Raw genomic sequence first — 26,517 nt, forward strand, 5'->3', positions numbered from 1 at the left:
GAAGTCTATTGAAATTAGAAAATAAAGGAAGTATACTTACTTTACCTATAGTGTTCTTTTAATATTCAACCTTCAAAATTTATTAAAATGGAGATGTTACTTTACCCACCAAAACACTTAAGATCGTGATAGGTTCAGGTTTAAAAGAGGAGAAGGCCATATGAAACTAATCGTTACTTTTTCTGCAAATGATAACGCTTTAAAATTACCATTAAATTACCAGCAAATGCTGCAAGGATTTATCTATCGAAACTTATTGGATCCGGATTTTTCCAGGTTTCTCCATAACCACGGTTTTTTAAATGGGAAACGAATTTTTAAGCTTTTTGTATTCAGCCAGCTGTTTGGCAAGTATTCTTTATTGAAGGAAACAAAAGAAATTGTGTTTAAAGGCCCGGTTACCTGGCATGTAGGATCTGTTGTTCCAGAATTTATAAAGGGTTTTGGCCGGAGTTTGCTTACATCCGGACACCTTGAACTTAACGGGCAAGAAATGAAAGTGGAGGAAGTAACGTACCGGCAAGATACCCCGGAAAGTGAAAAATGCAGGATACGAATGCTCTCGCCAATTACGGTTTACAGTACATACCAGAATCAAAATGGGAAAAAAATCACTCAATATTTTGATCCGAAAGATCCTGCTTTCACATATCTGGTCGAAGAAAATATAAAAAAGAAATATGCGGCATTTTACCAAAAAGATACGCAGGATTTATTTTTTAAAATTCAGCCTGTCCGTGTAACAGAAAAAGATAAACGTATTACTCGTTATAAAGGCTTTATTATCAATGGTTGGGGCGGCATATACGTTATTGAAGGGTCACCCAATCTACTGTCGTTTGCTGAATCAACCGGTTTGGGGAGCAAAAATTCTCAAGGCTTTGGGATGTTCGAAGTGATTCATCAACAACTTTAAAGGGGGTGGTTCATCAGCATTACGGCATCTTATTTTTCCGGAGGTGAAAAAATGCTAGCAGAATCAATTATCCGGATCGGGCGGCCCATTGCGAACAGTCCAGATCTTCCGGTAAAAGAACGGATTCGATGGCTGACGGATGTTGAAAGTGAAAACTGCAAGAATTTTTTTCAAAATGTATTGATTGTGGAATTAGGCAATGTCGGGGACGCGCTCAGTTATGTGACAGTAGGGAAAGCGGGAGAAGGGAAGAAATCTTTTATTGTTGACGCAAACCAAAGCACTTCTTTCCCAATTCTCTACCCGAATGGAGGAAACCCGCTTAAAGCCCAAGGCGTTTATCCGGTACCGTGTTATCTTATGTACGAACCACATATGAAGGCGATGGCAGAGAAAGAGCAGTTCTATCAGGCACTTCTTCCCAGATTAAAAAAAACAGTCGGCTATATGAAATTAGGAATCGAAGAAATTGAAGCTGTTGCTGGCAGGGTTTCAGAAATTTTAGAAGCCCATCATACGGATTTTTTAACAGAAGAAAAGCAGCTTGGAATTCTGATGATTTATGACGAGAGACTGCCGGTTTATCTGAAATTATCTGGAAAATCGGACAATCCGGATGAATTATGGATCCGTGAGAGCAGGCTGGAACCGGGAAAACAATTATATTTGAACGGCCGGGAAGCGTTACAAGGGATTATTGATGCAAAGTTCGATGAAGCAAGCACGCTTGGAAAAGAACATAACGCGGTTTCCACCTTCACAAACCAAAAAACAGAAGAAGTGGTATCGGTTTATAACAAATCGTGGCTCTGGTTATCACCGACATGGGAGATGCCAAAGTCGATTTACTGGGGCAAAGATGAATGGACAAAGGGAATTAAGGTTGATAAAAAAAGCTATGAATCTTACCTGTATGGTACCCAGTTCTTAAAAAAGATCCAGGTTCCTTTATCAAATACAGTTTTAAAAGAAATGTTTTCACCCATTTCGAGCGTTGAAGCGAAAAAGCATATGCGCGCGGGAAGCTTTGAACAGATTTTTGGCATACCAATGGTGCTGCCGCTGCTGGATGAAGACTCGGAACAGTACTACCAAAAGTTTTTGCGCATATTGCGGACGAATCAGGATTTAAAAGAAGAAGATTTGCATCTGGAACTTCTCGCTGGCATGAAGCAGAGTATTGTTCCACGCAGCAGTGATCAGTACCGGCTGACGATTTTATATTACTCGGGCGATTTGTCACGCGGGAGCATGCATATCCGCGCAGTCATTGAAGATGTCATCCCGAGTGTGGCTTACGAAGTCCAAAATATTATTAAACAACTGCGGCGCAGACATCTCGGGCAAATACAAGCAGTATTTGAATTGGAACAACGGCCGTTTTTCCGGGTGGAATCATTGCCGTCAATTCTTGCCAACGCTTACGGCCCGGGTTATGTGTGGAGCACGATGCAGGCTGTATTGCACCGGGAACCGCTGACGCTGGAGCGGGCTGTTTCTGCAACAGCAAAGCGGCTGAATGAACTGGCAAATAAAGAATCTTATTGGGAAATGAAGCAGGAACTTGTTTTCTTCTACAGTTTTGTCTTCTTTTTAAACCGTTACAATGAGAAAATTTTAGCGAAAGGAAAGGATGTGAAAGAATTGGCGGACTGGAAAGCTATGATTGAAAAGTACCATGCCGGTTCGGTCGAACTTGAAGATTTGCACAATGCCGAGACGCTCGGTTTTGTATCGGGACTGCTTTTGAAACAATTTTCAAATTCTTATTATAAGAAAACCGGCAAGGATTACGTAAAACACCGTGTCATGAAATTCGGCAGCAAACTTACACCGGAAATGATTTGGAAATACGGCACACTCCGTTGTGAAGAACTGGCGCAACAATGGGATCTTAATATTTCCAAAAATTTTCATGCAGTATTGGCCCAAGTCCTGCTTGGATTTATTGAAGCAGATAAAGAGAATCTATTAATCTCACAAAAAGATGCTTTTATGACAGCGTTTTGGTCGGGCTATTTAAGCTATAAATCCAATAAAAAACAAGAGGGGGAAGAAATCAATGCCGGTGCGTAATGGAGAATTATTGTTTATTAAGTCAGTAAAGGACGGAATACCAAACCGGGATCCGTTAAACGACAGTGATGCAAGGCGGATTTTCCCGGAAGAAGACGGGCGGATTTCATTAAGTGATGTGAGCATTAAACGGGACGTTCGCGATTTTGTGATAGACTACCAGGCTGACGGAGGGTCACAGCAGAAGAATTACATATTCGTCCAGGAGAAATTTAATGAAAAAGGCAAGCTTCTGGGCAGAGGAAGCCTCGCAGAAGGAATTGCCAAAGCAGTCGGAAAAGAAAAAGAGAGCAAAACGGATATGAAAAGTGTGCTGTTGGAACATAGTTTTGATGTCCGTACATTTGGCGTCGTTTATTCGGTTAAGCCAAAATTCAACTTAACCGGGCCGGTGCAGTTCGGATGGGCACATTCCATGCATCCTGTGGACAGCCAGTATGTACAGGGAACGGTTGTCATGCCGAGTACTGACTCCAAAGGCGATGAGGAAGGAAAAACACAAGGGACGATTTGGACAAGCTATACTGTCCCGTTTGCTGTTTTTGCGATGCCCGGGATCATCAATGCAAAAAATGCCGAGCATTCACAAATGACAGAAGAAGACCAGGAATTATTGCTCCGCGCACTCTGGCAGGGCACACAACACCGCCAAGCACGCGGCAGGGGGCAGCAGCAGCCTTTACTGCTGGCCCACATCGAGTATAAGGATCCATTCTACCGGATCGGTTATCTGGAAGACCTGGTGTCCTTAAAACCTGGTGAAGAAACATGGCGGAATGAAGGCCGCCGTCCGTCTTCACTAAAAGATATTACGCTTGATTTAACTGAACTTCTAAAAACAATCGAAGAACAGCAGGATAAAATTGCCCGCTGCCGGATATGGCTGCACCCTTCCGCCCAAATAGAAGGAGAAATTTCGAAATATCAGAGCCCATTATGGTAAGGAAGGGATATTATGGAAGCTGTCGTTTTTGATTTGAAGTCAGATCTAGCCCATTTCCGGCGTCCGGATACGACATCGACCCAGCTCACATATCCCTTTATTTCACCGACTGCTGTGAAGGGGATTGCCGGAGCCATTCTTGGTATTGAAGACTTTACAACGCGCGACAAAATCGGTATTCAACTCTTGCACCCTGTCAAAACAGTCTCGCAGCAAATGTCCATGCTTGGCAAGGATTCCGGCAGCACGTTTAACCGCCCGACAACGGTTGAACTGGTTGTAAAACCTTTTTATCGTATCTATTATGCCGGTGATGAATATGTACGGGATCTGTACCGGTTCCTTTCTAAAGGAAGGGCGGTTTATCCGACTTATTTAGGGTCTGCCTATGCCTTAACAAAACCCGTATTGCAGGCATATTACGAACAGGTGGAACCCTTGCGTGAATGGAGTGAGCCTTTACGGACACGGTGTGTTGTCCCAACACGGCTGGTCAAAGAGATGAAGTTTGAACCGGAACGTTATTATAGCAGGGCAGGCGGGTTTATGCTGGTATATAAAGGCAGCCGTGAATTCGAAAAATCAATTGATTTTGTATATGAAAGAAATGGAGATGCCATTACCTTTTTGCCGGATAAGCGCCAGATTTCTGATGAATTGCAGATTGTTCAAATAGGGGATGAAACCGTATGCCTGTTTTAGTTCCTTTTGATAAATGCATTGCACGACCGGATGAAGAAGGAAAGAAGCATTTATTGAAAAACCATTTGCTTCGTGTGAAAGAATTTGCAGAAAACTGGATTTCGGATACCGGTGAACCCGTTAAAGAACTAATCGGTTTGGCTGCCATATGCCATGATATTGCTAAATCACATGCAGACTGGCAGCGCTATATTCTCGACCCGGAAATAAAGAAAGGCCCCACACATGCTCCTCAGGGGGCCTTTCTGTTTTCTTTTCTCGGCTATCATTGGCTCGAAATAACAAGACAGTGGGAAGCGTATCGTGTGGTTTGGCTGTGGCTGGTCCGGGATATTGCAGATCATCATGGCAAGTTGAAAAAACTTCAGGATGATAACTGGCTGCAACGGTATGATTGGGAAAAGATGGATTTTGAGGGGATTTCCAGTTTTTTAAAAGATCATTATCCGGAATTCTCCGGTCTTGAGCTAACAATAGACAGCATGGATGACTGGCTGGATGTGGCAGATGAGCAGATCGAAGAGGCAATGGATGATCTTGATACCGGATTCGGGCAAAAGAAAGATTTTGACTTGATGGTGCATCTTCAGGCATGGCGGGCGCTTACGACAGCATTGATCGCCGGTGACCGTTTTGATGTAAAAGATACGGGCACAAGCTGGTTTGATGAGAAAACGATAGAGAAATGCGAAGCAGCTCTTGGCCGCTATTGCACAGCGAAGGCTGGGAGCCCGCTGGCACAAGCAAGAAGCCAGGCGCAGAAAAATATTATAAAGCAAATGGCCGAACAGCCGGCAAGCTGGTTTTATACACTGGAATTGCCGACCGGTTACGGAAAAACCATTACCGCACTCAAATTGTCCCTATGGCTTGGGAAACAGCGGCATTACAGAAAAATCGTGTATGTTGCGCCGTATTTGTCTATTTTGGAACAAACCAGCCGCGTCATCGGGGAAGCAATGGATATCGGCGCGCTGGAGCACCACTCTCTTGCAATCTTGGATCAAAGCAACAAGTCCGGCACGCAAGGAGAACAAAGGGCTCCAAATGATGAACTCGCAATGGAATCGTGGGCGCACTCCGTCATTTGTACAAGTTTTCAGCAATGGTCAAAAGCCATTTTTCCAGGCCGCGCCCAGGACGTGCTAAGACGTTCATTTTTAAAAGACAGCATCATAATAATTGACGAGCCGCAAATATTTAATCCGGACGGCTGGAATTTGTTTCTGACAGGGCTGGAGGCGATTGCGAAGCAGCAACATTTGTGTGTTTTGTTTTTATCTGCCACGATGCCGCCATTTGAATACGGGCTATCAAGAAAGCCCATTCGGTTAGCGGCTTCCGGCAGCCAGGTGGAGCGTTACCAGGTGCGATTGGAAGAAAAAATGGACGAAGAAAAAATGGCTGCTTTTTTAAACGACCGGGAGGATATCAAGCAGGCCGCCATTTTAAACACGATCGAAGATGCTTACCGTGTGTATAAACAGATAAATGGCGAAGAGGATGTTCGTTTGTTGCACGGATTGATGGTGCCCGTCCATAAAAAATTGGAGATTGCAAAAATACAGGATCATCTAGAGAAAGAAAAAGAAAAACGGCTTATAGTAATCGCCACACAAATTATCGAAGCTGGCGTAGATGTCAGCTTCCACCACGTCATCCGGGCCTTGCCAATATTGCCCTCTATTGTACAGGCTGCAGGGAGGGTGAACCGCCATTTTGAGACGGATAATGGTATTTTGACAATTGCTCCGTTTTTCCGGAATGGAGAAAAAAATACGCGCAACAGCATATATGCCAGGCCATTGCAGCGTATTACGGACAGGCTTCTTTTTGAAAAAGACATATGGCTGGAATCAGAAATGGAACCGCTTGTGCGTAGATATTATGAAGAAATGTTCCGGGAAAACACGTATGAGACGGCTAAGCAGGCAATCCGGGAAGCCTACGAGGGGGACTGGCCCCAGCTTTCAAAGTATGAACCGTTCGGGCAGGACTACTTAAAGCTGCCGCTGTTTGTACCGTGGGAAGTACCAGAGGAAGATGAGAAATGGCTACCAGAGCAGTTTTTATGGTTGCGCAAGAAATTTGGGGTAACGGATGCAGCTTCTATTTATGAACGGTATTCAAACGTAAATTTCATGAATGGTTTATCTTTCGAAGAACGCAAACAATTTATGATATTATTCCATCATTTTGTTCTCAATGTACCGGTGAAAACGGCACTCAGATTTGTCAGCCAGGAAGAATATTTGCAATCCAACAGAGTCCCTCTTTTATACAGCGAGGGTGCCTATGATCAGAATCTCGGTTTGGTTGGCCATTTTGATGAGCTGGATAATTTTATTTAGGGGGAAGCCAAAATGGGCTATGAAATGCCGGTCACAGGAACTGACATCTGGTACTATTTCATCTGCAAACGGGAGTCGTGGTTAATGTCACATAAAATTACGCCGGATGAGGAAGATGAGAATATTGAAATCGGGCGCTTTATTCACGAATACCGCTACAAGCGTGAAAAGCAGGAGACTGCCATTGATACGATTAAATTGGATCGTATAAAAAAGGTAAACGGCAAGCTTGTAGTGCAAGAAATAAAAAAATCGTCCCGCTTTGAAACGAGTGCCCGTTACCAGCTTCTTTATTACCTGGACACTTTAAAACAAATGGGAATTGAAGCTACGGGCGAACTGCTTTTTCCGGAAGAAAGAAAAAAAGAAATGGTTGAATGGACGCCGGAAGAAAAATCAGTTTTGGATCAAGCTGTGGAGGAGATCCGGAAAATTGCGAAGATGCCGGTACCGCCGAAGCCTAACAAGATTAAGTTTTGCGGTAAATGTGCTTATAAAGAATTTTGCTGGGCGGGTGAATAACGTGAAAAAGACGCTATATATTTTTAAAAGCGGAGAATTGCGGCGGAAGGACAACAGCCTGTATTTTGAAAGCGAAGAAGGGAAGAAGTATATTCCGGTTGAAGATACAAATGACATTTATCTGTTTGGAGAAGTAGATGTAACAAAAAAATTTTTGGAGTTTGCTTCCCAAAAAGAAATTGCTATACACTAGAATGAATTTCATATTTCATAGTCCCTGCGCCCCAAGGGTTTCAGAGCACAAAAAAGGAAGTACCTCCCCAAGTCTTGTATAATGGTAATTGCCAAGAAAACCAAAAAGACAGGAGGGACTTCCCTTTGACCATTATACGACAAATAAGTTTTTTTGGCATCCAAGAATTATATGAAATGGAGCCTACCCACCGTTATGATGCCATTATTTCAGCTATAAATTTGGATAAAATCTGCCATGCCATCTCTAAGAAATCCAATCTTGGCGCACCTGAAGCATTAAACTATGCAGCCATGGTGATCTCTGTTTTCATTCGGATTGTTGAACGAATCCCAACGATCAAAGACCTTGTAAAACGGCTTAATGAAGATATTGCTTTTAAACTAAACTGTGGCTTTCTTGTATCAGACCATATACCTTCTGAGGCTTCTTATTCCCGGCTCATTACCAAACTAGAAGAGACCAATATTTTGGAAGTATCACTGAAAGAAGTGATTACACAGGCCATTTCCGAAGGATTTATCATGGATGATACAGTCGCCATCGATGCCACGCATTTTGAAGCCCGGGACCAGGCACCACCCAAAAAAGAAAAACCGGACAAAGAGCCAAAAAAACGTGGCAGAAAGCCCAAAGAAGAACGGGAAAAATGGCTGGCTGAACAAGCTGAAAAAGAAGCAAATCTGCCCATTTATGAAAAGAAAATTGAAGCCCAACTGGATGCCCCTTTGGATGAACTGCGATCTCAAGTTCCGATAGATCCGAAATGGGGCATTAAAAAGAACAGTGAAGGCAAGAATGTGTTTTGGTTTGGCTATAAGGGCCATTTGGCAGTTGGAGCCTCCAGCCAATATATCTTACAGACTTTGTTCTCCTCGGGGAACTTGAATGACGGAAAGGCGGCAATCCCATTGCTTAAAGGGATTCAGCAACGATTAAACTTGCCGGCTTTGCATTATACAACAATGGATGCCGGTTACGATTATGAACCGATCTATCAACAGGTTTACCGTATGGGATGCCAATCCGTGATTGCGTACAATAAACGGAATGAACCGGAACTAGAGGGCTTTGACAAACATTTCGCTCTCACCTGTTTCAGAGAGTATTCTTATCGTTATGACAGCTACGACGCCAAGTATGAAACATTGAAGTACACCCGGCCAAAAGAATGTGCAGACTGCCCACTGGCCAATGAAGGCATCTGTCAAAAAGTGTATAAAGTAAAGATTACGACAGATCTTCGTAAATATACAGCTCCTGCCCGGGGATCTAAGGCATGGAAGAACATTTTCAAACGCCGGACTGCAGTAGAACGAGTAAACGCCTATTTGAAGGAATTCTTTCAGCTTAACAATGTTCGATACAGGACCGGCAAACGGGCAAAAGTACATTTCGATCTTGTAACTCTAATTTATAACGCATCAAAGTTAGCCGCAGACCGCATAAATGCCATGATAAAACAAACACAACAAGCTGCATAAGCATTAAAAATTTTTACAAGTTGAGAATTCTGCAGGTCTCTGTCTTTTTAAAAAGAGCAATTATGAAATTGATTCACTATTTTAATCATTATGGCTATTATGTCGGGACTTTTTATCCGCGTGAGCATCAAAATGCCGGACATATCATCTTAAAGCAGGCAGAGCATTATTTGGACAATGGAAAGCGGCTGTTGCTTGCGAAAACATTTATTTCCGGCTCTATTGCGCAAATGGGGCAAGTTTTAAAATACTATCGGACACGGGTCGCAAAAGGAAAAGAAGAGATTGAGAACTTGCTTGAACAATTTAATGGCAATATAAAAGAGCTGGAAAAAGGGAATACGGTTGAAGAATTGATGGCGGTGGAAGGGCACAGCAGGGAAGAATACTATAAAATGTTTGATTTTATCACCAGTAATCCCGACTTTGTTTTCGAGAAACGGAGCAGGCGCCCGCCGCTGAACCGGCTGAACGCTTTGATCAGTTTTGGAAATTCAATTTGCTATACAACCGTATTAAGTGAAATTTACAAAACGTATTTAGATCCCCGGATTGGCTATTTGCATACAACGAATTTCAGAAGATTCTCTTTAAATTTGGATGTGGCTGAAATTTTTAAGCCTATCATGGTGGACAGGCTAATTTTTACCATGATTAATAAAAAAATGCTGACAAAGAAGGATTTTGATAAGCATACAGAAGGGATTACGCTATCAGAAGCAGGGCGAAGAAAGTTTGTTGCTGAACTTGACAAGCGGATGAAAACGACTGTTAATCATCGTCATCTTGGCAGGACAGTATCATACAGAAGACTGATAAGACTGGAACTATACAAAATTCAAAAGCATGTAATGGAGGAAGGAAATTATGTGCCATATCATTCTTTATGGTAGGTGAGCGAGATGTTTATCATTGTGGTGTATGATTTTGGCGTGAAACGGGTGGCGAAAGCATTGAAAACGACAAGGAAATACTTAAATTGGGTGCAAAATTCCGTATTTGAGGGTGAAATTTCAAATGCGAATTATGTAAAATTAAAAAAAGAGTTACAAGCATTGATGAATCCGGAGGAAGACTCTGTAATATTCTATACTTTCCGGACAAAACGATATAGCAAACGTGAAGAATTTGGACTGAAAAAAGGCGGGGATGAAAATATTATATAAATATAGTTCTATGGGTGGCGAAAGCTGAGGATGTTTGAAGTCTTGAAGGAGTGTGGAACATTTCTTTAGTCTATTGTGTGGACTGCCGGGCCTCGGCACAAGATCAGCGGCACCAACAGAGGAATGAAAGCCAGCCATCGCAAATTTTCAGGATAGGGCCTTTGCCGTAATGCATTAGAGGTTTTACTTTTAAGGATTGTTTCTGAATTTTGGCCGTTATTAAATAGGGCTTGCTGAATAAGCAAAAATCCTAGAGTTGTAAGGGTTCTGTCAGCTTTTGCTAAGCTTTAAATGCAAGGGTTTTTTGAAAAATGCAGGAAAAGTATTACACCTGAAAGCTGATTCATCGTAAAAGACGGCGGAATCTGGCATTTTCGCAGATGCATTTTTCTATAATATGGAGGCAGCGTTACAATTGCAACAGGACGAAGCCTCCTTCTATAATATTGAGGTAGCGTTTACTGGCAAATCGGATACAACCCAAAATCCGATTCGTTCAGTAAGCCCTAATAAGATACTCGTCAAAAATGTCGTCGACCCTCATTAGCGTAGAAAACCCGGGGGATCGACGACAAATTGTTAAAAACGGATAAGCCTTTGACACTATTGGTACGGCTGTATTCCATTGGATGTTAAAGAGATTTTTTTGAGAAAGCAGGAAAATCCCACAGTCATGGAGAAATGTTATAATATCAATCATTTTATGGGGTTTGTATTTTACCTATGAGGAATTGAAACTAGGTTACCCGCTGTCACAAACCGGATCCGGAGACAAGCGTTTGTATTTTACCTATGAGGAATTGAAACATCGCGTCCGTGAGTTTGCCCCAGTATGCCGGGTTCGTTTGTATTTTACCTATGAGGAATTGAAACAAGTGATGATCGCGACACATCCAGATGCCGATCATAGTTTGTATTTTACCTATGAGGAATTGAAACAATGAGAAGATGGGAAGTACTTGCAATGCTAAACGGGTTTGTATTTTACCTATGAGGAATTGAAACCGGTGTCGCCTTCCACGTCCAGCGCTAAAAATTTTGCGTTTGTATTTTACCTATGAGGAATTGAAACTACCTCCCGGATTCAAATCCCTTTTTCTCGATCGCTGGTTTGTATTTTACCTATGAGGAATTGAAACCGAGTGTAAACAGTGTAGACAGTACTTCCGTCTGCTGTTTGTATTTTACCTATGAGGAATTGAAACTCTGACGGTCCGAGGGCTGCCCAACGGCACAAAGTGTTTGTATTTTACCTATGAGGAATTGAAACGGGCAAAAATTTCACGAAACCGCTTTTGCATATTTCCCCGTTTGTATTTTACCTATGAGGAATTGAAACGATTGTCTTCCAGAACCGCGTTTTCCCTCAATGTAGCCCGTTTGTATTTTACCTATGAGGAATTGAAACCCTGATACTGGCGCTGTATACCAAATAGTTTCGCCTGTTTGTATTTTACCTATGAGGAATTGAAACTCATTGAATATGATAAAATAAATGAATTGGATGTCGTTTGTATTTTACCTATGAGGAATTGAAACAAGTTGTTGGTATGCGTGACGGCGATGATGTAACGGGGTTTGTATTTTACCTATGAGGAATTGAAACACACTAAACCGGTTAGCACGTCTACCACCAGTACAGTGTTTGTATTTTACCTATGAGGAATTGAAACCACCATGCTTTCATGACCAAAAGTTTTGCGGATGAACCGTTTGTATTTTACCTATGAGGAATTGAAACACAGCATGACAGCTATCAATTCGCAAGCGATCAAAGAGCGTTTGTATTTTACCTATGAGGAATTGAAACAGCGACAACGAACACAATAAGTCTGTATCATATCCGTTTGTATTTTACCTATGAGGAATTGAAACATTTTTAAACAGATCTGCTATCCCCGTGACCTGCTTGTTTGTATTTTACCTATGAGGAATTGAAACTTCTGCTTCAGTATCTACATATGTACCAATGTATAAGTTTGTATTTTACCTATGAGGAATTGAAACGCGTCTTGCTTTCGTTTCCATTCCACCATATTCGCGGTTTGTATTTTACCTATGAGGAATTGAAACTTTTGGGGTGTGAGGCTGGCTGGGGGTGTGGGGGCGTTTGTATTTTACCTATGAGGAATTGAAACGCGGTATGATGGATGGAGCAAGCCGACCCTCGGAGCTGTTTGTATTTTACCTATGAGGAATTGAAACTTTGACGGACTCGTCGCAATGGATCCGCCTTTTTTCGTGTTTGTATTTTACCTATGAGGAATTGAAACACCAGGAACAGCTTGCTTTTGATTTGAATGTGTCCCCGTTTGTATTTTACCTATGAGGAATTGAAACCAAGTATTTAAAAATCCACAACTGAATACAGAACGGGTTGTATTTTACCTATGAGGAATTGAAACATTCTTCGATGTCCTCCCTTAGCTGGTCCATCCCAGTTTGTATTTTACCTATGAGGAATTGAAACCGGATATTGTAAAGGATGAACACACATATCATAACGTTTGTATTTTACCTATGAGGAATTGAAACTGAGGAGGGGGCTGATATGGTGAACGTTTCCTTTGAGTTTGTATTTTACCTATGAGGAATTGAAACAAATACGGATAGGGTAACAAAAAAGGCGACCGCAATGTTTGTATTTTACCTATGAGGAATTGAAACCGTAATCCCCGACTTTCAGCTTCGGCGCCGTGTATTGTTTGTATTTTACCTATGAGGAATTGAAACATAGATTATGGTGTACCGGATGTACCGTTGGTAAAGGTGTTTGTATTTTACCTATGAGGAATTGAAACCGGAAAGCCGTTAAAATTCTGCAAACTGTGCCGCCACGTTTGTATTTTACCTATGAGGAATTGAAACCTGTTCTTTTGGACTCTGTATATATTGGCCATGCTTTGTTTGTATTTTACCTATGAGGAATTGAAACGCCGGTATTTCGTTTGATCGCACCGGATATGCAACGTTTGTATTTTACCTATGAGGAATTGAAACTCTGGCCCGAAAGCAATCTTCATTTTGACCACTTCTGTTTGTATTTTACCTATGAGGAATTGAAACTACAAAATGGAGGTAAATGAATATGGCAAGTATACAGTTTGTATTTTACCTATGAGGAATTGAAACATCCGAGCCGTGATAAAATTGATACTCCCTTGCCAGTGGTTTGTATTTTACCTATGAGGAATTGAAACTAACAATTGAGCCGTTTGGTATTGATCTCGAACTAGTTTGTATTTTACCTATGAGGAATTGAAACAACGTAAATATCGCGCAGCTGGCGCTCAACAAGGCGCGTTTGTATTTTACCTATGAGGAATTGAAACTCGGTAGTGGTAAAAGTTATCACGCTGTCAGAGACGGTTTGTATTTTACCTATGAGGAATTGAAACTCGTATTTCACCTCGACATTAAACCGCGCTGGCTTTGGTTTGTATTTTACCTATGAGGAATTGAAAAAAAATAAGCATCGCAGTACATGGCGAGATGGCCGAGTTTGTATTTTACCTATGAGGAATTGAAACTATAGCTGATGTCCGCATATAATTCATAGCTGTCGTCCGTTTGTATTTTACCTATTTTGTATTTTACCTATGAGGAATTGAAACAGCAGTGTAAACAAAAAAAAAGAAGGAGCTGAAAAGGTTTGTATTTTACCTATGAGGAATTGAAACTTATTTCTGTAAACCGGCTTTCCATTTCTTCGTACACTGTTTGTATTTTACCTATGAGGAATTGAAACTCGAAAAAGCAAGCGCAGGGCGTGCATGATGTCATGTTTGTATTTTACCTATGAGGAATTGAAACAGCGTAAATCAAAATATTATTTAATGATCGTGTACGTTTGTATTTTACCTATGAGGAATTGAAACACAAGGGGCGCGACGGCGGCGAAGGGGAGCAGTCAGAAGTTTGTATTTTACCTATGAGGAATTGAAACATGCGTATGGCGTACGAAGCAGGAAAAGCTGGCGAGTTTGTATTTTACCTATGAGGAATTGAAACCTTACATTCTGCTTTCTAGTAACCCACATGAGATTGCGTTTGTATTTTACCTATGAGGAATTGAAACCTGTCTGTGCTGCTTGTGCTGCATCTGCAGCTGTAGCGTTTGTATTTTACCTATGAGGAATTGAAACCGGGCATTGTGCCAAGCGTTAATGCCGACCAGTCCAGTTTGTATTTTACCTATGAGGAATTGAAACTGCAACGCCCCATGCTTTTGTAGCTCCCGCGGCTATGTTTGTATTTTACCTATGAGGAATTGAAACCGGTAATGTGTACGCCCTCTACGTGTGGCATGCGCGTTTGTATTTTACCTATGAGGAATTGAAACCACGTAAATACATTCATGCTATAATGAAATCAAGATAAGTTTGTATTTTACCTATGAGGAATTGAAACCATCTATGCTATCTATGGTATAATAGAAGCATAAGGAGTTTGTATTTTACCTATGAGGAATTGAAACGTTAGCTATGGCTTCTCTTTCCGCTTCCTCCTCCGTGTTTGTATTTTACCTATGAGGAATTGAAACGGCTTTGACAGGGACATAATTCCTTAGATCGCTTGTAGTTTGTATTTTACCTATGAGGAATTGAAACCGGGCATTGTGCCAAGCGTTAATGCCGACCAGTCCGTTTGTATTTTACCTATGAGGAATTGAAACGAATACGACTTCGCATGTACTGCGTTTTCCATCGCGTTTGTATTTTACCTATGAGGAATTGAAACCGCTTAAATATACGTACTCCGCCAAGTGACGCAGGGTTTGTATTTTACCTATGAGGAATTGAAACCAATACATGGGCATGCCTAAAGGGAAGTTCCCAGTCGTTTGTATTTTACCTATGAGGAATTGAAACCGGGACTGGTCCATTGGAGCATATAACCACAATTATGTTTGTATTTTACCTATGAGGAATTGAAACAAAGGGGTATGGGCCTACAAGAAATCCGGGTGTCAAGGTTTGTATTTTACCTATGAGGAATTGAAACGTACGCCCGGTACGCATCCAAACCTATTGGGGTTTCCGTTTGTATTTTACCTATGAGGAATTGAAACTCGGTGGAATCATGGAATAACTGGCTGTAATCTTTGGCGTTTGTATTTTAGAGCCTCTGCCAAAATAAAAATATACCCTTGAGCGAGGCTCTGGAAAATTAATTATCCCGATTTTTTTGCCTTTTCATCCAGATTTTCAATTCATATAGAAGTAAAACGGTCATTTTCCTTCAAAAAAAGGGCATACGTATCCCGCCTTCACAAAATGGGTTTTTTTCACTACCCTTTGTGGAAAGGAAACGCTCATTTTACTTATTCACATATCCACCTGTGAATAACTTAATTTGCTCTTTGCAGCCGATTGCGTGTCCATCCACAATTGGCCTTTCCTGTCTGATGGTACGCCATATTTGCCATGATATGCATAGATATCATGCATCGATCTACATGAGCTTCAACTGCCTGTTTCCCACGCTTGTGAACACGACGGAGACTGTATCCGTCTTTTAGAATGCCAAAGATTCGTTCGATGATCGTTCTGGCACTATATAACACTTCAAATGTGCGCCCATGTTGCGGCAACTCGACATCTACTTGAGGCGTTTGATCAAAGTCCATCCTAAATACTCTTCCTTGTGCTGCCCCATTACAACATTCCGCGTGATTCGCTAGCGGGCAAGTGAGACCTTCTTGCTTGGCATTTGGATGAAATACAGGACAAGTGTAAATATATTGCCCCTTTTCCCGATCAGATCCTCTAAGTTCCATTTTATGTCCACTGATACAGATGGGAGTGCCGTACCGGTTGATTTTTTCAATCCCTCGGGCGGTAGTTGGTTTATCTTTACGGTTCCGTGGATTGATCGGTGCCACCAATTTCGCCTGTAATACATCCTTTGTCACTTTTTGATTTTCCGGCGTTTGGTAGATTCCATCTGCCAGGATAAAGCTCAACTGCTCAGCCATTTCGGGGTGCTCTGCCTTAAACGTTTCCAATGTCGGTTCTAATGTTTTCCCATCGGGTGTATTTCCTTTAAATACTTCCCGCGTCAAAGGCAAACCGGATCTCACCCCGCATACCATTGATAATTTATGCGCAATATAGGAGACTGCATTACTTTTACGCATTACCCCTACATTGTCGTCCGTAAGGACTTTGGGGCAATCGCAATCACCCTCACAAGAACACGTCTTCCTTGTTTTATTCAAGGTTGCTTCTGCCTCTATATGCGATGTATCCACGGCGGCTGCTTCCTCATTCGTTTCAACCACGCCTTCCCCTTTATTATATTCAACAACCAATAGCCGGGCTTTTTCCCAAAGACCATTTGTTGTCATGATTTGATCAAAACGAGCAAAGGAACGGTAGCTCGGAATTTTCTCCGTAAATCCACACATGGTGGCAAATAGCGGGTTTGATTTCACTTGCAAATAGACACTCTCCACCATCACTTCAATATACTGTAAAGAGGCCAGTTCAAAAGCACGAAAAAAGGGCATGAAAGGATGCGGTTTTCTCCCAGTGGAAGGGAGATGAAATAATGAAGACGCAGACTTGTCTTCTTCCTCCGTTATTGAAAATAGTGCCGGTTGTATTTCATTAGAAGGATCATGTGCTCTTTCATTTTTTAGGTGCAAATATAAAAGGGTGTAGTATTCTCGTTCAATCGGCTTAAAAATCTCCCATGGGAAACACATGGCTGGAATGACAAATGGTATATCGGCATAGTCTTGCCAATTGTGGGGAATCAAATTTTGTTGTATTGAAAAGTCTCTGGTTTGTGTTAGAATAGAAATAGTCATGAAATCACTCCCTGGATATTTGGTCGTACTTATATCTTAACAAAGGAGTGACTTTCATGGCTCTTTTTTTTCAAAAAAAATCATCCTTTTCCGTTTTACAATATTTACCACAGGAATGAGTAGCTTAATCTATTGAAACCCGCCTAAAACCGACCAAAGTGGAAAAATTTAGACACTTATAATAAATAAATTTACCCCATTAAAATCAAAAACTCACAATTTCTTTTTACATTTGTCATAATGTTCCTACAAACGTCTTTTTTCTTTAGTGGAATAAATCAACGACCTTTAATTGTCTGACTGCTTACAGTTTCAGGGGATATAGCATTTTGGCAAGGGCTCTTACCTATGAGGAATTGAAACACCAACAAAATGCAGGCGGTCGAAACGGGGCAGCTGCGTTTGTATTTTACCTATGAGGAATTGAAACATAAAACAAAAACAGTAAAGAAAATTGAGAAGCGTGTTTGTATTTTACCTATGAGGAATTGAAACAATAAGCTGCTGGAACACACGCTGAACATAAAGCGAGTTTGTATTTTACCTATGAGGAATTGAAACTCATAATAAGTGACGACGGGCATTGTCACGCCGTCAAGCGTTTGTATTTTACCTATGAGGAATTGAAACATAAATGTATAATGTGTGCCATATTGATTAGTATGTGTTTGTATTTTACCTATGAGGAATTGAAACCAGCCTGTATATTCCTAGGATCACATACATAATCCCAGTTTGTATTTTACCTATGAGGAATTGAAACCGAGTTCGCGAAGTTCGGCCGTCGTTTTGGTGCTGGATGTTTGTATTTTACCTATGAGGAATTGAAACGTCTTGGTTTTTGGGATGTCTGGCATGTCAAATGTACCGTTTGTATTTTACCTATGAGGAATTGAAACAGGAATACTCCAGCCTCGATGTGGTCATTGGTGCTTTGTTTGTATTTTACCTATGAGGAATTGAAACCATTATACCACCCCATATAAAATAAAGGGGTAGCGACGTTTGTATTTTACCTATGAGGAATTGAAACAGGCGGGAGCGCCCCTCGGTCAAAAACTCATCTAAGTTTGTATTTTACCTATGAGGAATTGAAACAAAGGCCATCACCCTGGTATCCCCCTTTGGTACGCCCGTTTGTATTTTACCTATGAGGAATTGAAACCTGTTGAGTGTGGAGCTGATCAACGACGCCGACTATAATGGACCCATAAAACTAGACACAAAATGAGGAGCTGTTAAAGTAGGTTTATGAGAAAAAGTTATACGCCTGAATTTAAAACTCAAGTCGTGCTAGAGGTCTTAAAAGAAGAAAAAACGATGAACGAAATTGCTTCTGCTCATGGAATCCATGTGAATCAAATTCGCCAATGGAGAAATGCTTTTCTTGAACAGATGCCAAAAGTCTTTGAAAAAGGCAACAAAAAAGTTGAAAAAATGAAAGCCGAGTATGAACAGACCATTGAAAGTCTCTATGCGGAAGTCGGCCGCCTAACCACGCAGTTGTCGTGGCTTAAAAAAAAATCTGGAATTAAGGAGTAGAGCAGAACGAGTTGAAATGGTCGACTGGGATGACGAAGCAAAACTGCCAATTTCCATCCAGGCCGATCTTTTGAGCCTGAACCGTTCAAGCCTGTACTACAAGCCAGTCGGGCCGTCTCCTGAAGAATTGTTTATCAAACATCGGATTGATGAAATCTACACCAAACATCCCTATTACGGCTCCAGGCGCATTGCTGCTTTACTGAATGCCGAAGGTTTGGTCATCAACCGAAAGGCTGTACAGCGCCACATGAGGGAAATGGGAATCGCCGGGATCACACCTGGTCCAAACCTGAGTAAGCGCAGTCTTGAACACCGAATATACCCGTACCTTCTTAGAAACTTGAAGATTACACACCCTAATCACGTGTGGGGTATTGACATTACTTATATCCGGCTTCAAAAAAGTTGGATGTACCTGGTGGCGCTCATTGACTGGTATTCCCGCTATGTCGTTAGCTGGGAGATAGACCAAACCCTTGAGATCGACTTTGTGCTGGAAGCAGTGAAACGGGCATTCTTAGTCGCCAGGCCAGAGATCTTAAACAGTGATCAGGGCAGCCATTTTACCAGTCCCAAATACACGGATCTGGTGCTTGAGAACACGATTAAAATCAGCATGGACGGCAAAAAAAGAGCCCTTGACAATATCATTACCGAAAGGCTTTGGCGAACCATCAAGTATGAGGAAGTATATTTAAAAGAATACAATTCCCCTAGAGAAGCAAGGAAAGAGATTGGTAACTTTATACAATTCTATAATCACGAAAGACTCCATCAGGCCCTGGGCTATAAGACTCCTGCCTCCGTTTATGGCCTTTGAGTGATTCATCCTTCGGGTAGAGGATACTTCTCCGGGGGTGTTGTGTCAAGGGTTCGGCAAAGCCCTCGCTACACTCGCCCTTGACACAACACCCCCGGAGAAGGAAAAATAAAGCAGGATGAATCACTCCAAAAAATGTGAACTGTCCACTAACTGCCTCCAATGAGCATCCTCACGCTCTATTAGTCAGTATCTGTTTTTCAGATTCTGACCCACCTTAAAAATTTTAAATTTGTGTCTTGACGATGGGGTCCACCTTAGACATCGGGTTTGTATTTTACCTATGAGGAATTGAAACGCATCTGCATCCGTTTTTGTTATCCTGGCTGCAATTGTTTGTATTTTACCTATGAGGAATTGAAACTATTCCAACCCGGTTAATCTATTCAGGCATGTATCCGTTTGTATTTTACCTATGAGGAATTGAAACTCGATAATGTCAAGGCTGGTATAGAAGAATTGCAAAAGTTTGTATTTTACCAATGAGGAATTGAAACAAGTATGCCGGAGATGTGGCGTGAAAAATCCATTTCGCGTTTGTATTTTACCTATGAGGAATTGAAACAATAAAGTTGAAATTTTACTGATTCGGTCACTATATGTTTGTATTTTACCTATGAGGAATTGAAACCGCGTGTCGTCCGTATCGTCGGCGCATAAGCGGTCCAAAGTTTGTATTTTACCTATGAGGAATTGAAACGTTTCATATCCCATCCACCGCCCGTTTGCATATTAGTTTGTATTTTACCTATGAGGAATTGAAACTACGTTACATCCGGCAGCTCCAAATAATCCTCTGCCTTCGTTTGTATTTTACCTATGAGGAATTGAAACAGATATTTCTCAGCCGCGCTGCTTCCGTCCAGCTCCGGTTTGTATTTTACCTATGAGGAATTGAAACCGCCGTATTCTTCAGCTATTACTTTCAGCGTTTTCTTGTTTGTATTTTACCTATAAGGAATTGAAACAGTCGGCATGACTGAAATAATTTAGGCAGATTTTCATTGTTTGTACTTTACCTATAAGGAATTGAAACCATTCCGGGCAAAGTTCGGAGAAATACCGGTCTGCCTTGTTTGTACTTTACCTATGAGGAATTAAAACCTGTAATCCCGCGGGTTTATATTGCCGGCAACACCTAAGCCGACATCTCCGCCGGTAACAGCTACGACTGGCGGGGATGTTGGTTATTGTTCTGTTTTCAATCGGCTGCTGTGCTCTCTCCATGTTAAGAAAAAATCGGAAAGGGAAGCGAGCAAAAACACAAGATAAATGATTAAACCGGGTGTATCTGATGCATGCGAATCGGAGAGGACCCGCGTTTTCCACTTTTTTGGGAAACATCGTTTGGTGTACCGCATCGTACTCTTTTTGCTGCCAGAAGTGCTGCCGGTAATAATTCCGGTTCCTACTGTTCCATGCAGCCTTGCATGCAGCTGCCTGGCCAGAAAGAAAAGAGCCCAAGTCCCGCCTGCAGGAATAATAAAACAGAAGCAAGCAGCCCTGCCCAAAAAAGATTTTAAAGTTTTTCCCATTGAAGGCTTGCTGAGCGAACCAGACAAAGCTTTATCTCTGGTTCGCTCAGCCGCAAAACTGGTTGATGCCGCCTTCTTTTTTCTTTAAATCCAAAAAGAGGCGCAGATCGTGCAGGCACCAGTGACAAACCCTCTTTGTGAAATTGCCCTTGCTTTTTATAGTCCCCAGAACCGGGTCCAGGGCTTTTGCTTATTCAGCAGCCCCCGATTATGTATTTTTGTCATCCTCATCGTCCAGTTCCCTGATCAAATTCCAAGTCTGATAAATCCGGTTTGCCATTTTCTCAGGATCTTTCAGCATCATTTGATATAAATCCGGTTCATGGCTCAACGTCTCAAGCAGTTTCTTTTCCGGATTACTGACCGCTTCATTTGTCTTCAGGCCCACATGGTTGGTAAGGCCTAAAAGATAATCAATGGATACTTTTAACACTTGCGAAATCCGGTATAACACCTTAATAGAAGGAAAACTGTATCCAGTTTCGTAGTTCGAAATGTTCCGGTCGCTTACCCCGACCCTTTTCGCAAGTTCAGGCTGGCTGTAGCCTTGAGCTGCCCGCACTTTTTTCAAACGGGCTGCGAATATTGCTTTAACGTTATCCATGTTTTCATTCCCGTGATCGGCCATCGCTACTGCTCCTTAAAAAAAAATCAAAAAAAATGGTTGACTTCCAAAATAATTGTGTATAATATAAGTGTATAGAAATTATTTTGTTGATGAGTGTCTGTACAAAGTTGACAAAGAGCCGGAGACACGAAGAAAATAGAGCTTCAGCAAAAAATACCCCCCTATTTTCTCATGATTCTTACTTGCAGTTCCCAAATTCAAAGTAAGAGTAATACGGTCTCCAGGCTCTATTTTTACAGTCTCCCTTCCAGTTTAGCATGAAAACGGTGCGGTTTTAACCCTTTTTCAAATTATAAACGATTTCATATAAAAATGGCGGGCCAATGATCCCTGCCATTCCATCTTCATTAATCCACATTGTTGATGAACAAATCCGTTTCTGGCTTGCCATGAACCAGCTTTCGCGTGCAAAGAGGAGTCCGGGCAAAGCGGCCAGTTTCCTTGCCAAATCCAGGCACAGCAACCCCTCAAGCAGGCAGGGCAGCTGCATGCCTTTGTAGAATCCCCGCCATTCAAATCCACATTGTTGATGAACAAATCCGCTTCTGGCTTGCCAATGAACCAGCTTTTGCGTGCAAAGAGGAGTCCGGGCAAAGGGGACAGTCTTCTTGCCGAGACCAGAGATCGCAACCCCTCAAGCAGGCAGGGCAGCTGCATGCCTTTGTAAAATTTCCATTTCCTACGGGTTCATGCACCAACTTTGTCAGGGATTTTTGATGAAACAAATTATAAAAACGCATCATGGCTTACGTTCATTTTCAAATAACCCAGCCCATGCCGGTTCCGTTATTCAATCGGCATGGGCTGGGTTCCTGTAGCAATGGGCAATCGTTATTCTGAAAATGTCTAACCCTCATTTTATTGCATATAAATGCGTATTTAGATTAATGGCCAGAAATCCGGCGTTTTCCGGTGCCTCTTTGTAAATTGTAATGCCCGTGTTGTCTTGCGGGATCATCCGGTAATTTTTAAACGGGACTTCCAGTGTTCCGGCGACGAAAAAGCGGATTGCCATGCTGTGGGCCACAACAAGGACGGTTTCCTCCGGATGTTTTTCCACCAGCTCATTGATACAGGCACGGACACGGTTATAGACCTGGACGGCCGTTTCCCCCGTATAACCCGCATGTGTCGCGCCCGGATCTTGTAGCCATGCCTCCCAATTATCCGCATAGTTTACGGAAAAGTCTTCCTGCCGTTCTCCTTCCCAGGCACCGAAGTCCGTTTCGACAAGACGCGGATCCTGGTGTATTTCCAAATTCCGCCCCTTCACGAGAATTTCTGCCGTACGGACAGCACGGCCCAATGTTGATGCGTAAACCGCATCAAACGGAATGTCCTTTAAAAATCCTGCCGCCAGTTTCGCCTGCCGCACGCCGGTCTCAGACAAACCGATATCGCTTCTCCCGCAATATCTGTTCCGGTCGGCGTTCCATTCTGTCTGGCCATGGCGCACAAAATAAAAAAGTGTCATAATGTACCTCTTTTCACAAAGTATCAACTGGTTTTATTTTAGCAAATTGAAGCGTGGAATGCTATCTCCCGCGGATGACCAGCAAATTGATGCCGGCTATGCAACGCGAATGCGTCCCGCCCTTCGCTATAAAAAATTTATTTGCTATATTATATTAAAATATTATATAATGGCAAAGGACGCTAAAACATTGGAGAAGGATGAGTTGTTTTTTATTTTTTAAAAACTTCATATCATCGCTCAATTACATGTTTATGTAAACGGGGGAACCAACGGGTGCTTTGGGCACCAGGGGTGAAACCTTTCATTGAAAGGTAGGGAAACTCTTTATTCCCTAATCCGTCAGCTAACCTCGTAAGCGTCTGGAGAGAACTGCGTGTGTTTTTTGGACACGCCTTTTAAGCAAAAATGCTGCGAAGGAATTTCTCTCTTTCGTGGTTTTTTTTTCATCCGCAAATTCGGTTTCCACATGGAAATCCGGAAACCGGTGGTATCTGCAATTTGAGTTTTACAAACAATCCGGTATGCAGCTTGCGTACTGCGCTTTTTGAAAAAATATTGGCATCTGGGAGGGACCTACATGAAAAGAGTGAGTTTAGCCTGGCAGATTTTTATCGGCCTGATTCTCGGTATTGCGATCGGCGGCATTTTTCACGGAAATGACACCGTGGCCCATATTCTCCAGCCGTTTGGCGATTTCTTTTTGCGCTTGATTAAAATGATTGTGATCCCGATTGTCGTTTCAAGCCTGATTGTCGGTGTTGCCGGTGCAGGAGATATGAAGCAGGTTGGAAAGCTCGGCCTGAAAGCATTAATCTATTTTGAAATTGTCACGACCATTGCAATTGTAGTCGGGTTGCTGGCCGGAAACTTGTTCCATCCGGGTACAGGGGTGGATATGGGTTCGCTGGCAAAAACATCGATCAGCAGTTATGTGGAAACAACGAAAGAGACGCAGCACAATGGCATAGTCGATACGATCTTAAATATTGTGCCGACGAACTTGTTTGAATCCCTTTCACAAGGGAACATGCTTCCAATCATTTTCTTCTCTGTCATGTTCGGGATCGGGGTGGCAGCCATCGGGGAAAAAGGAAAACCGGTGCTCCGCTTTTTCCAGGGTGTCAGTGAAGCGATGTTTTATGTCACCAATTTGGTCATGAAAGTGGCCCCGATCGGTGTATTCGGCCTTATTGGCGTAACGGTTGCGCAATTCGGCCTCAAGTCATTGATCCCGCTGAGCAAGCTTGTTTTCACGGTTTACGGCACGATTATTTTCTTTGTGGTTGTCGTGCTTGGCCTGATTGGCTGGCTTTTCCGTGTAAATATTTTCAAACTCTTCAAGATCCTGAAAGACGAATTGATCCTTGCCTATTCCACTGCAAGCTCAGAAGCGGTGCTGCCAAGGCTCATGGAAAAAATGGAAAAATTCGGTTGCCCGAAATCGATCACCACACTGGTTATTCCGACCGGGTACTCCTTCAACCTGGACGGCTCGACCTTGTACCAGTCGCTGGCGGCGCTGTTTATCGCGCAAATGTACGGGATTCATATGTCCATCGGTGCGCAAATTTCCCTGGTGCTCGTGCTGATGGTCACGTCAAAAGGCATCGCCGGTGTTCCGGGAGTTTCATTCGTCGTGCTTTTGGCGACGCTGGGAACGGTCGGCATTCCGATTGAAGGCCTGGCATTTATTGCGGGGATTGACCGTATTCTAGATATGGCAAGAACAGTCTGCAATGTCGTTGGCAATACGCTTGCAACCATTATTGTGTCAAAATGGGAAGGAAAATATGATAAAGAAAAAGGAGAAGCGTACCTTGCCGAAATCAGCGGCGGCGGGCACGATTCCAAAGATCACAAATATGTAACGGAATCTTAAGATGAGCATAAAGTTAAAGAAGGTGCGTTGCCGGAACAAGGCAGCGCGCCTTTTTTGTTTTCGAACGTTCTGCCCGTTGAAAGAACACCGGCAGTGTGCCCTTTTTACATGTGCCCGGAAAAAATTGTGCCTCTGTTTCCAAGGATTGTTACCGGCCGGGCTGCAATAATGAGCACCCCGGGGCACAAACTATTCACAGCATGTATTGATTTTTGGAGGGATAAAGATGGGCAAAAAAATGCTGCTGTGGGCAGCGGTACTGTCCCTCGCTCTTTTTCCCCGGACGGAACATGCGGATGCGGCTTTTTGGTTTCAGCCGAAACGGGCCACTGTCGATTTGCGTTTGCTGGAGACATCGGATTTGCACGGCTATATGCTGAATTACGATTATGCCGCGCGCACTGAGGCGGAGACTTACGGGCTTGCCCTCACGGCTTCACTCATTGCGGCGGAGAGGAAAGCGGCAAAAAATACGATGCTGTTTGATGACGGGGACTTGCTCGAAGGGAGTGAAATGGCTGCTTATGCTGCCCGGCGCCCGTTAAAAAAGGGGGAAATTCACCCGTTTATTCGTGTGATGAACCATTTAAATTACGATGCGGCGACCGTGGGCAACCATGATTTTCATTACGGACTTGATTTTTTGAAACAGACGATCAGCGGAGCAAAGTTTCCGTTTGTGAATGCCAATATATACTATAATTTCGAAAAAAATGATACAGATGACCAAAATTTTTTTAAACCCTATGTGATTTTGAATAAAAAAGTGGAAGACCGGCACGGGCATTCTCATCATTTGAAAATCGGGGTCATCGGGTTTGTCACGCCTTCTGTCATTGAATGGGAAAAACCGAGCCTTGGCGGCAAAGTCAAAGCAAAGGACATCCTGCATACGGCTGCCTGGTTTGTCCCGAGAATGAAGGCGGAAGGAGCCGACCTGATCATCGCGCTCGCCCATTGCGGTGTGGATCCGGCTGCAAAACAACCGTTTTATACAGGGGATGCCGTATATTTATTAAGCGAGGTAAAAGGGATTGATGCCATTCTGTTCGGGCATCAGCACAGGGTGTTCCCAAGCGAATTTTTTGCAGGCGTTCCCGGTGTCGATATCCGGAAAGGGACGATCAATGGCGTGCCTGCGGTGATGCCCGGCAAGTGGGGGAGCCATCTCGGTGTGATCAGTCTCACTTTGGAAAAAAAGGGAGAGAAGTGGGAAATGACGGAGGCGCAATCCGAGGCGAAACCGGTATATGCCACCCACAATCAGCAGGCAAAATCCATTGTCAGGCCGGATCCGGATATTGTCCGGATGACCGCCGAACTGCAAAAAAACGTACTGGGATCCAAGTTTACTTTATATAGCCGAAACTAATTTGCCCATGCCGCCATTGTTGCGGCATGGGTATTTAAGTGAAGGAAAAAGGGGGCAAATTTTAACATCACCGGGTTCCAGCCGTGGCGTTCTA

16 protein-coding genes, 1 pseudogene, 3 CRISPR repeat arrays and 1 riboswitch are annotated in these 26,517 nt (G+C 42.7%); of the genes and pseudogenes, 14 read left to right on the forward strand and 3 right to left on the reverse strand.

The genetic code is table 11. From position 1 onward, the window contains the following. Nucleotides 1-160: 160 nt before the first annotated feature. The 10 genes and pseudogenes from cas6 (at nt 161) to cas2 (ending at nt 10,353) form a co-directional block, all read left to right on the forward strand. Nucleotides 161-916, forward strand: coding sequence for a CRISPR-associated endoribonuclease Cas6 (gene cas6, locus BCOA_RS27080; protein ID WP_014097195.1), 756 nt, complete (start codon nt 161-163; stop codon nt 914-916). Nucleotides 917-967: 51 nt separating this feature from the next. Continuing rightward, nucleotides 968-2,992, forward strand: a complete 2,025-nt coding sequence (locus tag BCOA_RS27085) for a hypothetical protein (protein ID WP_014097196.1) — start codon at nt 968-970, stop codon at nt 2,990-2,992. After that, complete coding sequence (locus BCOA_RS27090) at nt 2,979-3,935, forward strand: CRISPR-associated protein (protein WP_014097197.1); 957 nt, start codon at nt 2,979-2,981, stop codon at nt 3,933-3,935. Before BCOA_RS27085 ends, BCOA_RS27090 begins: the two co-directional genes overlap by 14 nt. 12 nt (nt 3,936-3,947) lie before the next feature. Next, nucleotides 3,948-4,637: a CRISPR-associated protein Cas5 gene (cas5, locus tag BCOA_RS27095; RefSeq protein WP_014097198.1), complete on the forward strand. Its 690-nt coding sequence runs from the start codon at nt 3,948-3,950 to the stop codon at nt 4,635-4,637. Beyond that, the gene (locus BCOA_RS27100; RefSeq protein WP_014097199.1) at nt 4,625-6,988 is read left to right on the forward strand and encodes a CRISPR-associated helicase/endonuclease Cas3; all 2,364 of its coding nucleotides are present in this window, start codon (nt 4,625-4,627) and stop codon (nt 6,986-6,988) included. Before cas5 ends, BCOA_RS27100 begins: the two co-directional genes overlap by 13 nt. 12 nt (nt 6,989-7,000) lie before the next feature. Further along, the gene (cas4, locus tag BCOA_RS27105; RefSeq protein ID WP_014097200.1) at nt 7,001-7,510 is read left to right on the forward strand and encodes a CRISPR-associated protein Cas4; all 510 of its coding nucleotides are present in this window, start codon (nt 7,001-7,003) and stop codon (nt 7,508-7,510) included. A gap of 1 nt (nt 7,511) precedes the next feature. After that, nucleotides 7,512-7,700, forward strand: a pseudogene (locus tag BCOA_RS27110) (CRISPR-associated endonuclease Cas1); the annotation flags it as partial. A gap of 128 nt (nt 7,701-7,828) precedes the next feature. Beyond that, a complete protein-coding gene (locus BCOA_RS27115; protein ID WP_014097202.1) occupies nt 7,829-9,187 on the forward strand; it encodes an IS1182-like element ISBco4 family transposase in 1,359 nt (452 codons plus the stop codon). Between the two features lie 62 nt (nt 9,188-9,249). Next, the gene (gene cas1b / locus BCOA_RS27120; protein ID WP_014097203.1) at nt 9,250-10,080 is read left to right on the forward strand and encodes a type I-B CRISPR-associated endonuclease Cas1b; all 831 of its coding nucleotides are present in this window, start codon (nt 9,250-9,252) and stop codon (nt 10,078-10,080) included. A 9-nt stretch (nt 10,081-10,089) separates the two neighbouring features. Next, a complete protein-coding gene (cas2, locus tag BCOA_RS27125) occupies nt 10,090-10,353 on the forward strand; it encodes a CRISPR-associated endonuclease Cas2 (protein WP_014097204.1) in 264 nt (87 codons plus the stop codon). A 708-nt stretch (nt 10,354-11,061) separates the two neighbouring features. Continuing rightward, a CRISPR array of direct repeats spans nt 11,062-15,424; the repeat unit is 30 nt; unit sequence GTTTGTATTTTACCTATGAGGAATTGAAAC. 279 nt (nt 15,425-15,703) lie between these two features. Here cas2 and BCOA_RS27135 read toward each other — a convergent pair. Then, nucleotides 15,704-17,167, reverse strand: a complete 1,464-nt coding sequence (locus BCOA_RS27135) for a transposase (RefSeq protein WP_014097205.1) — start codon at nt 17,165-17,167, stop codon at nt 15,704-15,706. A gap of 400 nt (nt 17,168-17,567) precedes the next feature. After that, nucleotides 17,568-18,332: a CRISPR direct-repeat array (repeat unit 30 nt; unit sequence GTTTGTATTTTACCTATGAGGAATTGAAAC). 86 nt (nt 18,333-18,418) lie between these two features. On the opposite strand from BCOA_RS27135, the gene BCOA_RS27145 reads away from it, so the two are divergent. Continuing rightward, nucleotides 18,419-19,532 (forward strand): IS3 family transposase gene (locus BCOA_RS27145; protein WP_179234616.1). Its coding sequence is split into 2 segments (ribosomal slippage): nt 18,419-18,684 and nt 18,683-19,532, totalling 1,116 coding nucleotides; the frame shifts between segments, so codons are not numbered across the junction. A 268-nt stretch (nt 19,533-19,800) separates the two neighbouring features. After that, nucleotides 19,801-20,636: a CRISPR direct-repeat array (repeat unit 30 nt; unit sequence GTTTGTATTTTACCTATGAGGAATTGAAAC). 243 nt (nt 20,637-20,879) lie between these two features. Beyond that, nucleotides 20,880-21,155 carry a hypothetical protein gene (locus tag BCOA_RS35360; protein WP_181980972.1) on the forward strand — a complete coding sequence of 92 codons (276 nt, stop codon included), beginning with the start codon at nt 20,880-20,882 and terminating at the stop codon, nt 21,153-21,155. A 120-nt stretch (nt 21,156-21,275) separates the two neighbouring features. Here the strand turns inward: BCOA_RS35360 and BCOA_RS27155 are convergent, their stop codons facing one another. Beyond that, nucleotides 21,276-21,695: a helix-turn-helix domain-containing protein gene (locus BCOA_RS27155; protein WP_014097209.1), complete on the reverse strand. Its 420-nt coding sequence runs from the start codon at nt 21,693-21,695 to the stop codon at nt 21,276-21,278. Between the two features lie 853 nt (nt 21,696-22,548). Continuing rightward, on the reverse strand, nt 22,549-23,169 hold the full coding sequence (locus BCOA_RS27165) for a histidine phosphatase family protein (RefSeq protein ID WP_013860391.1): 621 nt from the start codon (nt 23,167-23,169) through the stop codon (nt 22,549-22,551). 227 nt (nt 23,170-23,396) lie between these two features. Next, nucleotides 23,397-23,544: riboswitch (cyclic di-AMP (ydaO/yuaA leader) on the forward strand. 205 nt (nt 23,545-23,749) lie between these two features. Here BCOA_RS27165 and BCOA_RS27170 point away from each other — a divergent pair. Together BCOA_RS27170 and BCOA_RS27175 are read left to right on the forward strand one after the other, a co-directional pair. After that, entirely contained in the window at nt 23,750-25,051 is a 1,302-nt protein-coding gene (locus tag BCOA_RS27170) for a cation:dicarboxylate symporter family transporter (RefSeq protein ID WP_013860389.1), read from the forward strand. A 226-nt stretch (nt 25,052-25,277) separates the two neighbouring features. Continuing rightward, complete coding sequence (locus BCOA_RS27175; protein WP_014097211.1) at nt 25,278-26,423, forward strand: metallophosphoesterase; 1,146 nt, start codon at nt 25,278-25,280, stop codon at nt 26,421-26,423. Nucleotides 26,424-26,517 lie beyond the last annotated feature (94 nt).

Source organism: Heyndrickxia coagulans 36D1 (assembly GCF_000169195.2).
Lineage (GTDB): Bacteria > Bacillota > Bacilli > Bacillales > Bacillaceae_C > Weizmannia > Weizmannia faecalis.

Coding starts and splice junctions, on each gene's coding strand:
- cas5 (WP_014097198.1), top strand. CDS start 3,948: ATGGAAGCTGTCGTTTTTGATTTGAAGTCAGATCTAGCCCATTTCCGG.
- BCOA_RS27135 (WP_014097205.1), bottom strand. CDS start 17,167: ATGACTATTTCTATTCTAACACAAACCAGAGACTTTTCAATACAACAA.
- BCOA_RS27175 (WP_014097211.1), top strand. CDS start 25,278: ATGGGCAAAAAAATGCTGCTGTGGGCAGCGGTACTGTCCCTCGCTCTT.
- cas1b (WP_014097203.1), top strand. CDS start 9,250: ATGAAATTGATTCACTATTTTAATCATTATGGCTATTATGTCGGGACT.
- BCOA_RS27165 (WP_013860391.1), bottom strand. CDS start 23,169: ATGACACTTTTTTATTTTGTGCGCCATGGCCAGACAGAATGGAACGCC.
- BCOA_RS27100 (WP_014097199.1), top strand. CDS start 4,625: ATGCCTGTTTTAGTTCCTTTTGATAAATGCATTGCACGACCGGATGAA.
- cas2 (WP_014097204.1), top strand. CDS start 10,090: ATGTTTATCATTGTGGTGTATGATTTTGGCGTGAAACGGGTGGCGAAA.
- cas6 (WP_014097195.1), top strand. CDS start 161: ATGAAACTAATCGTTACTTTTTCTGCAAATGATAACGCTTTAAAATTA.
- BCOA_RS27170 (WP_013860389.1), top strand. CDS start 23,750: ATGAAAAGAGTGAGTTTAGCCTGGCAGATTTTTATCGGCCTGATTCTC.
- BCOA_RS27155 (WP_014097209.1), bottom strand. CDS start 21,695: ATGGCCGATCACGGGAATGAAAACATGGATAACGTTAAAGCAATATTC.
- cas4 (WP_014097200.1), top strand. CDS start 7,001: ATGGGCTATGAAATGCCGGTCACAGGAACTGACATCTGGTACTATTTC.
- BCOA_RS27090 (WP_014097197.1), top strand. CDS start 2,979: ATGCCGGTGCGTAATGGAGAATTATTGTTTATTAAGTCAGTAAAGGAC.
- BCOA_RS27085 (WP_014097196.1), top strand. CDS start 968: ATGCTAGCAGAATCAATTATCCGGATCGGGCGGCCCATTGCGAACAGT.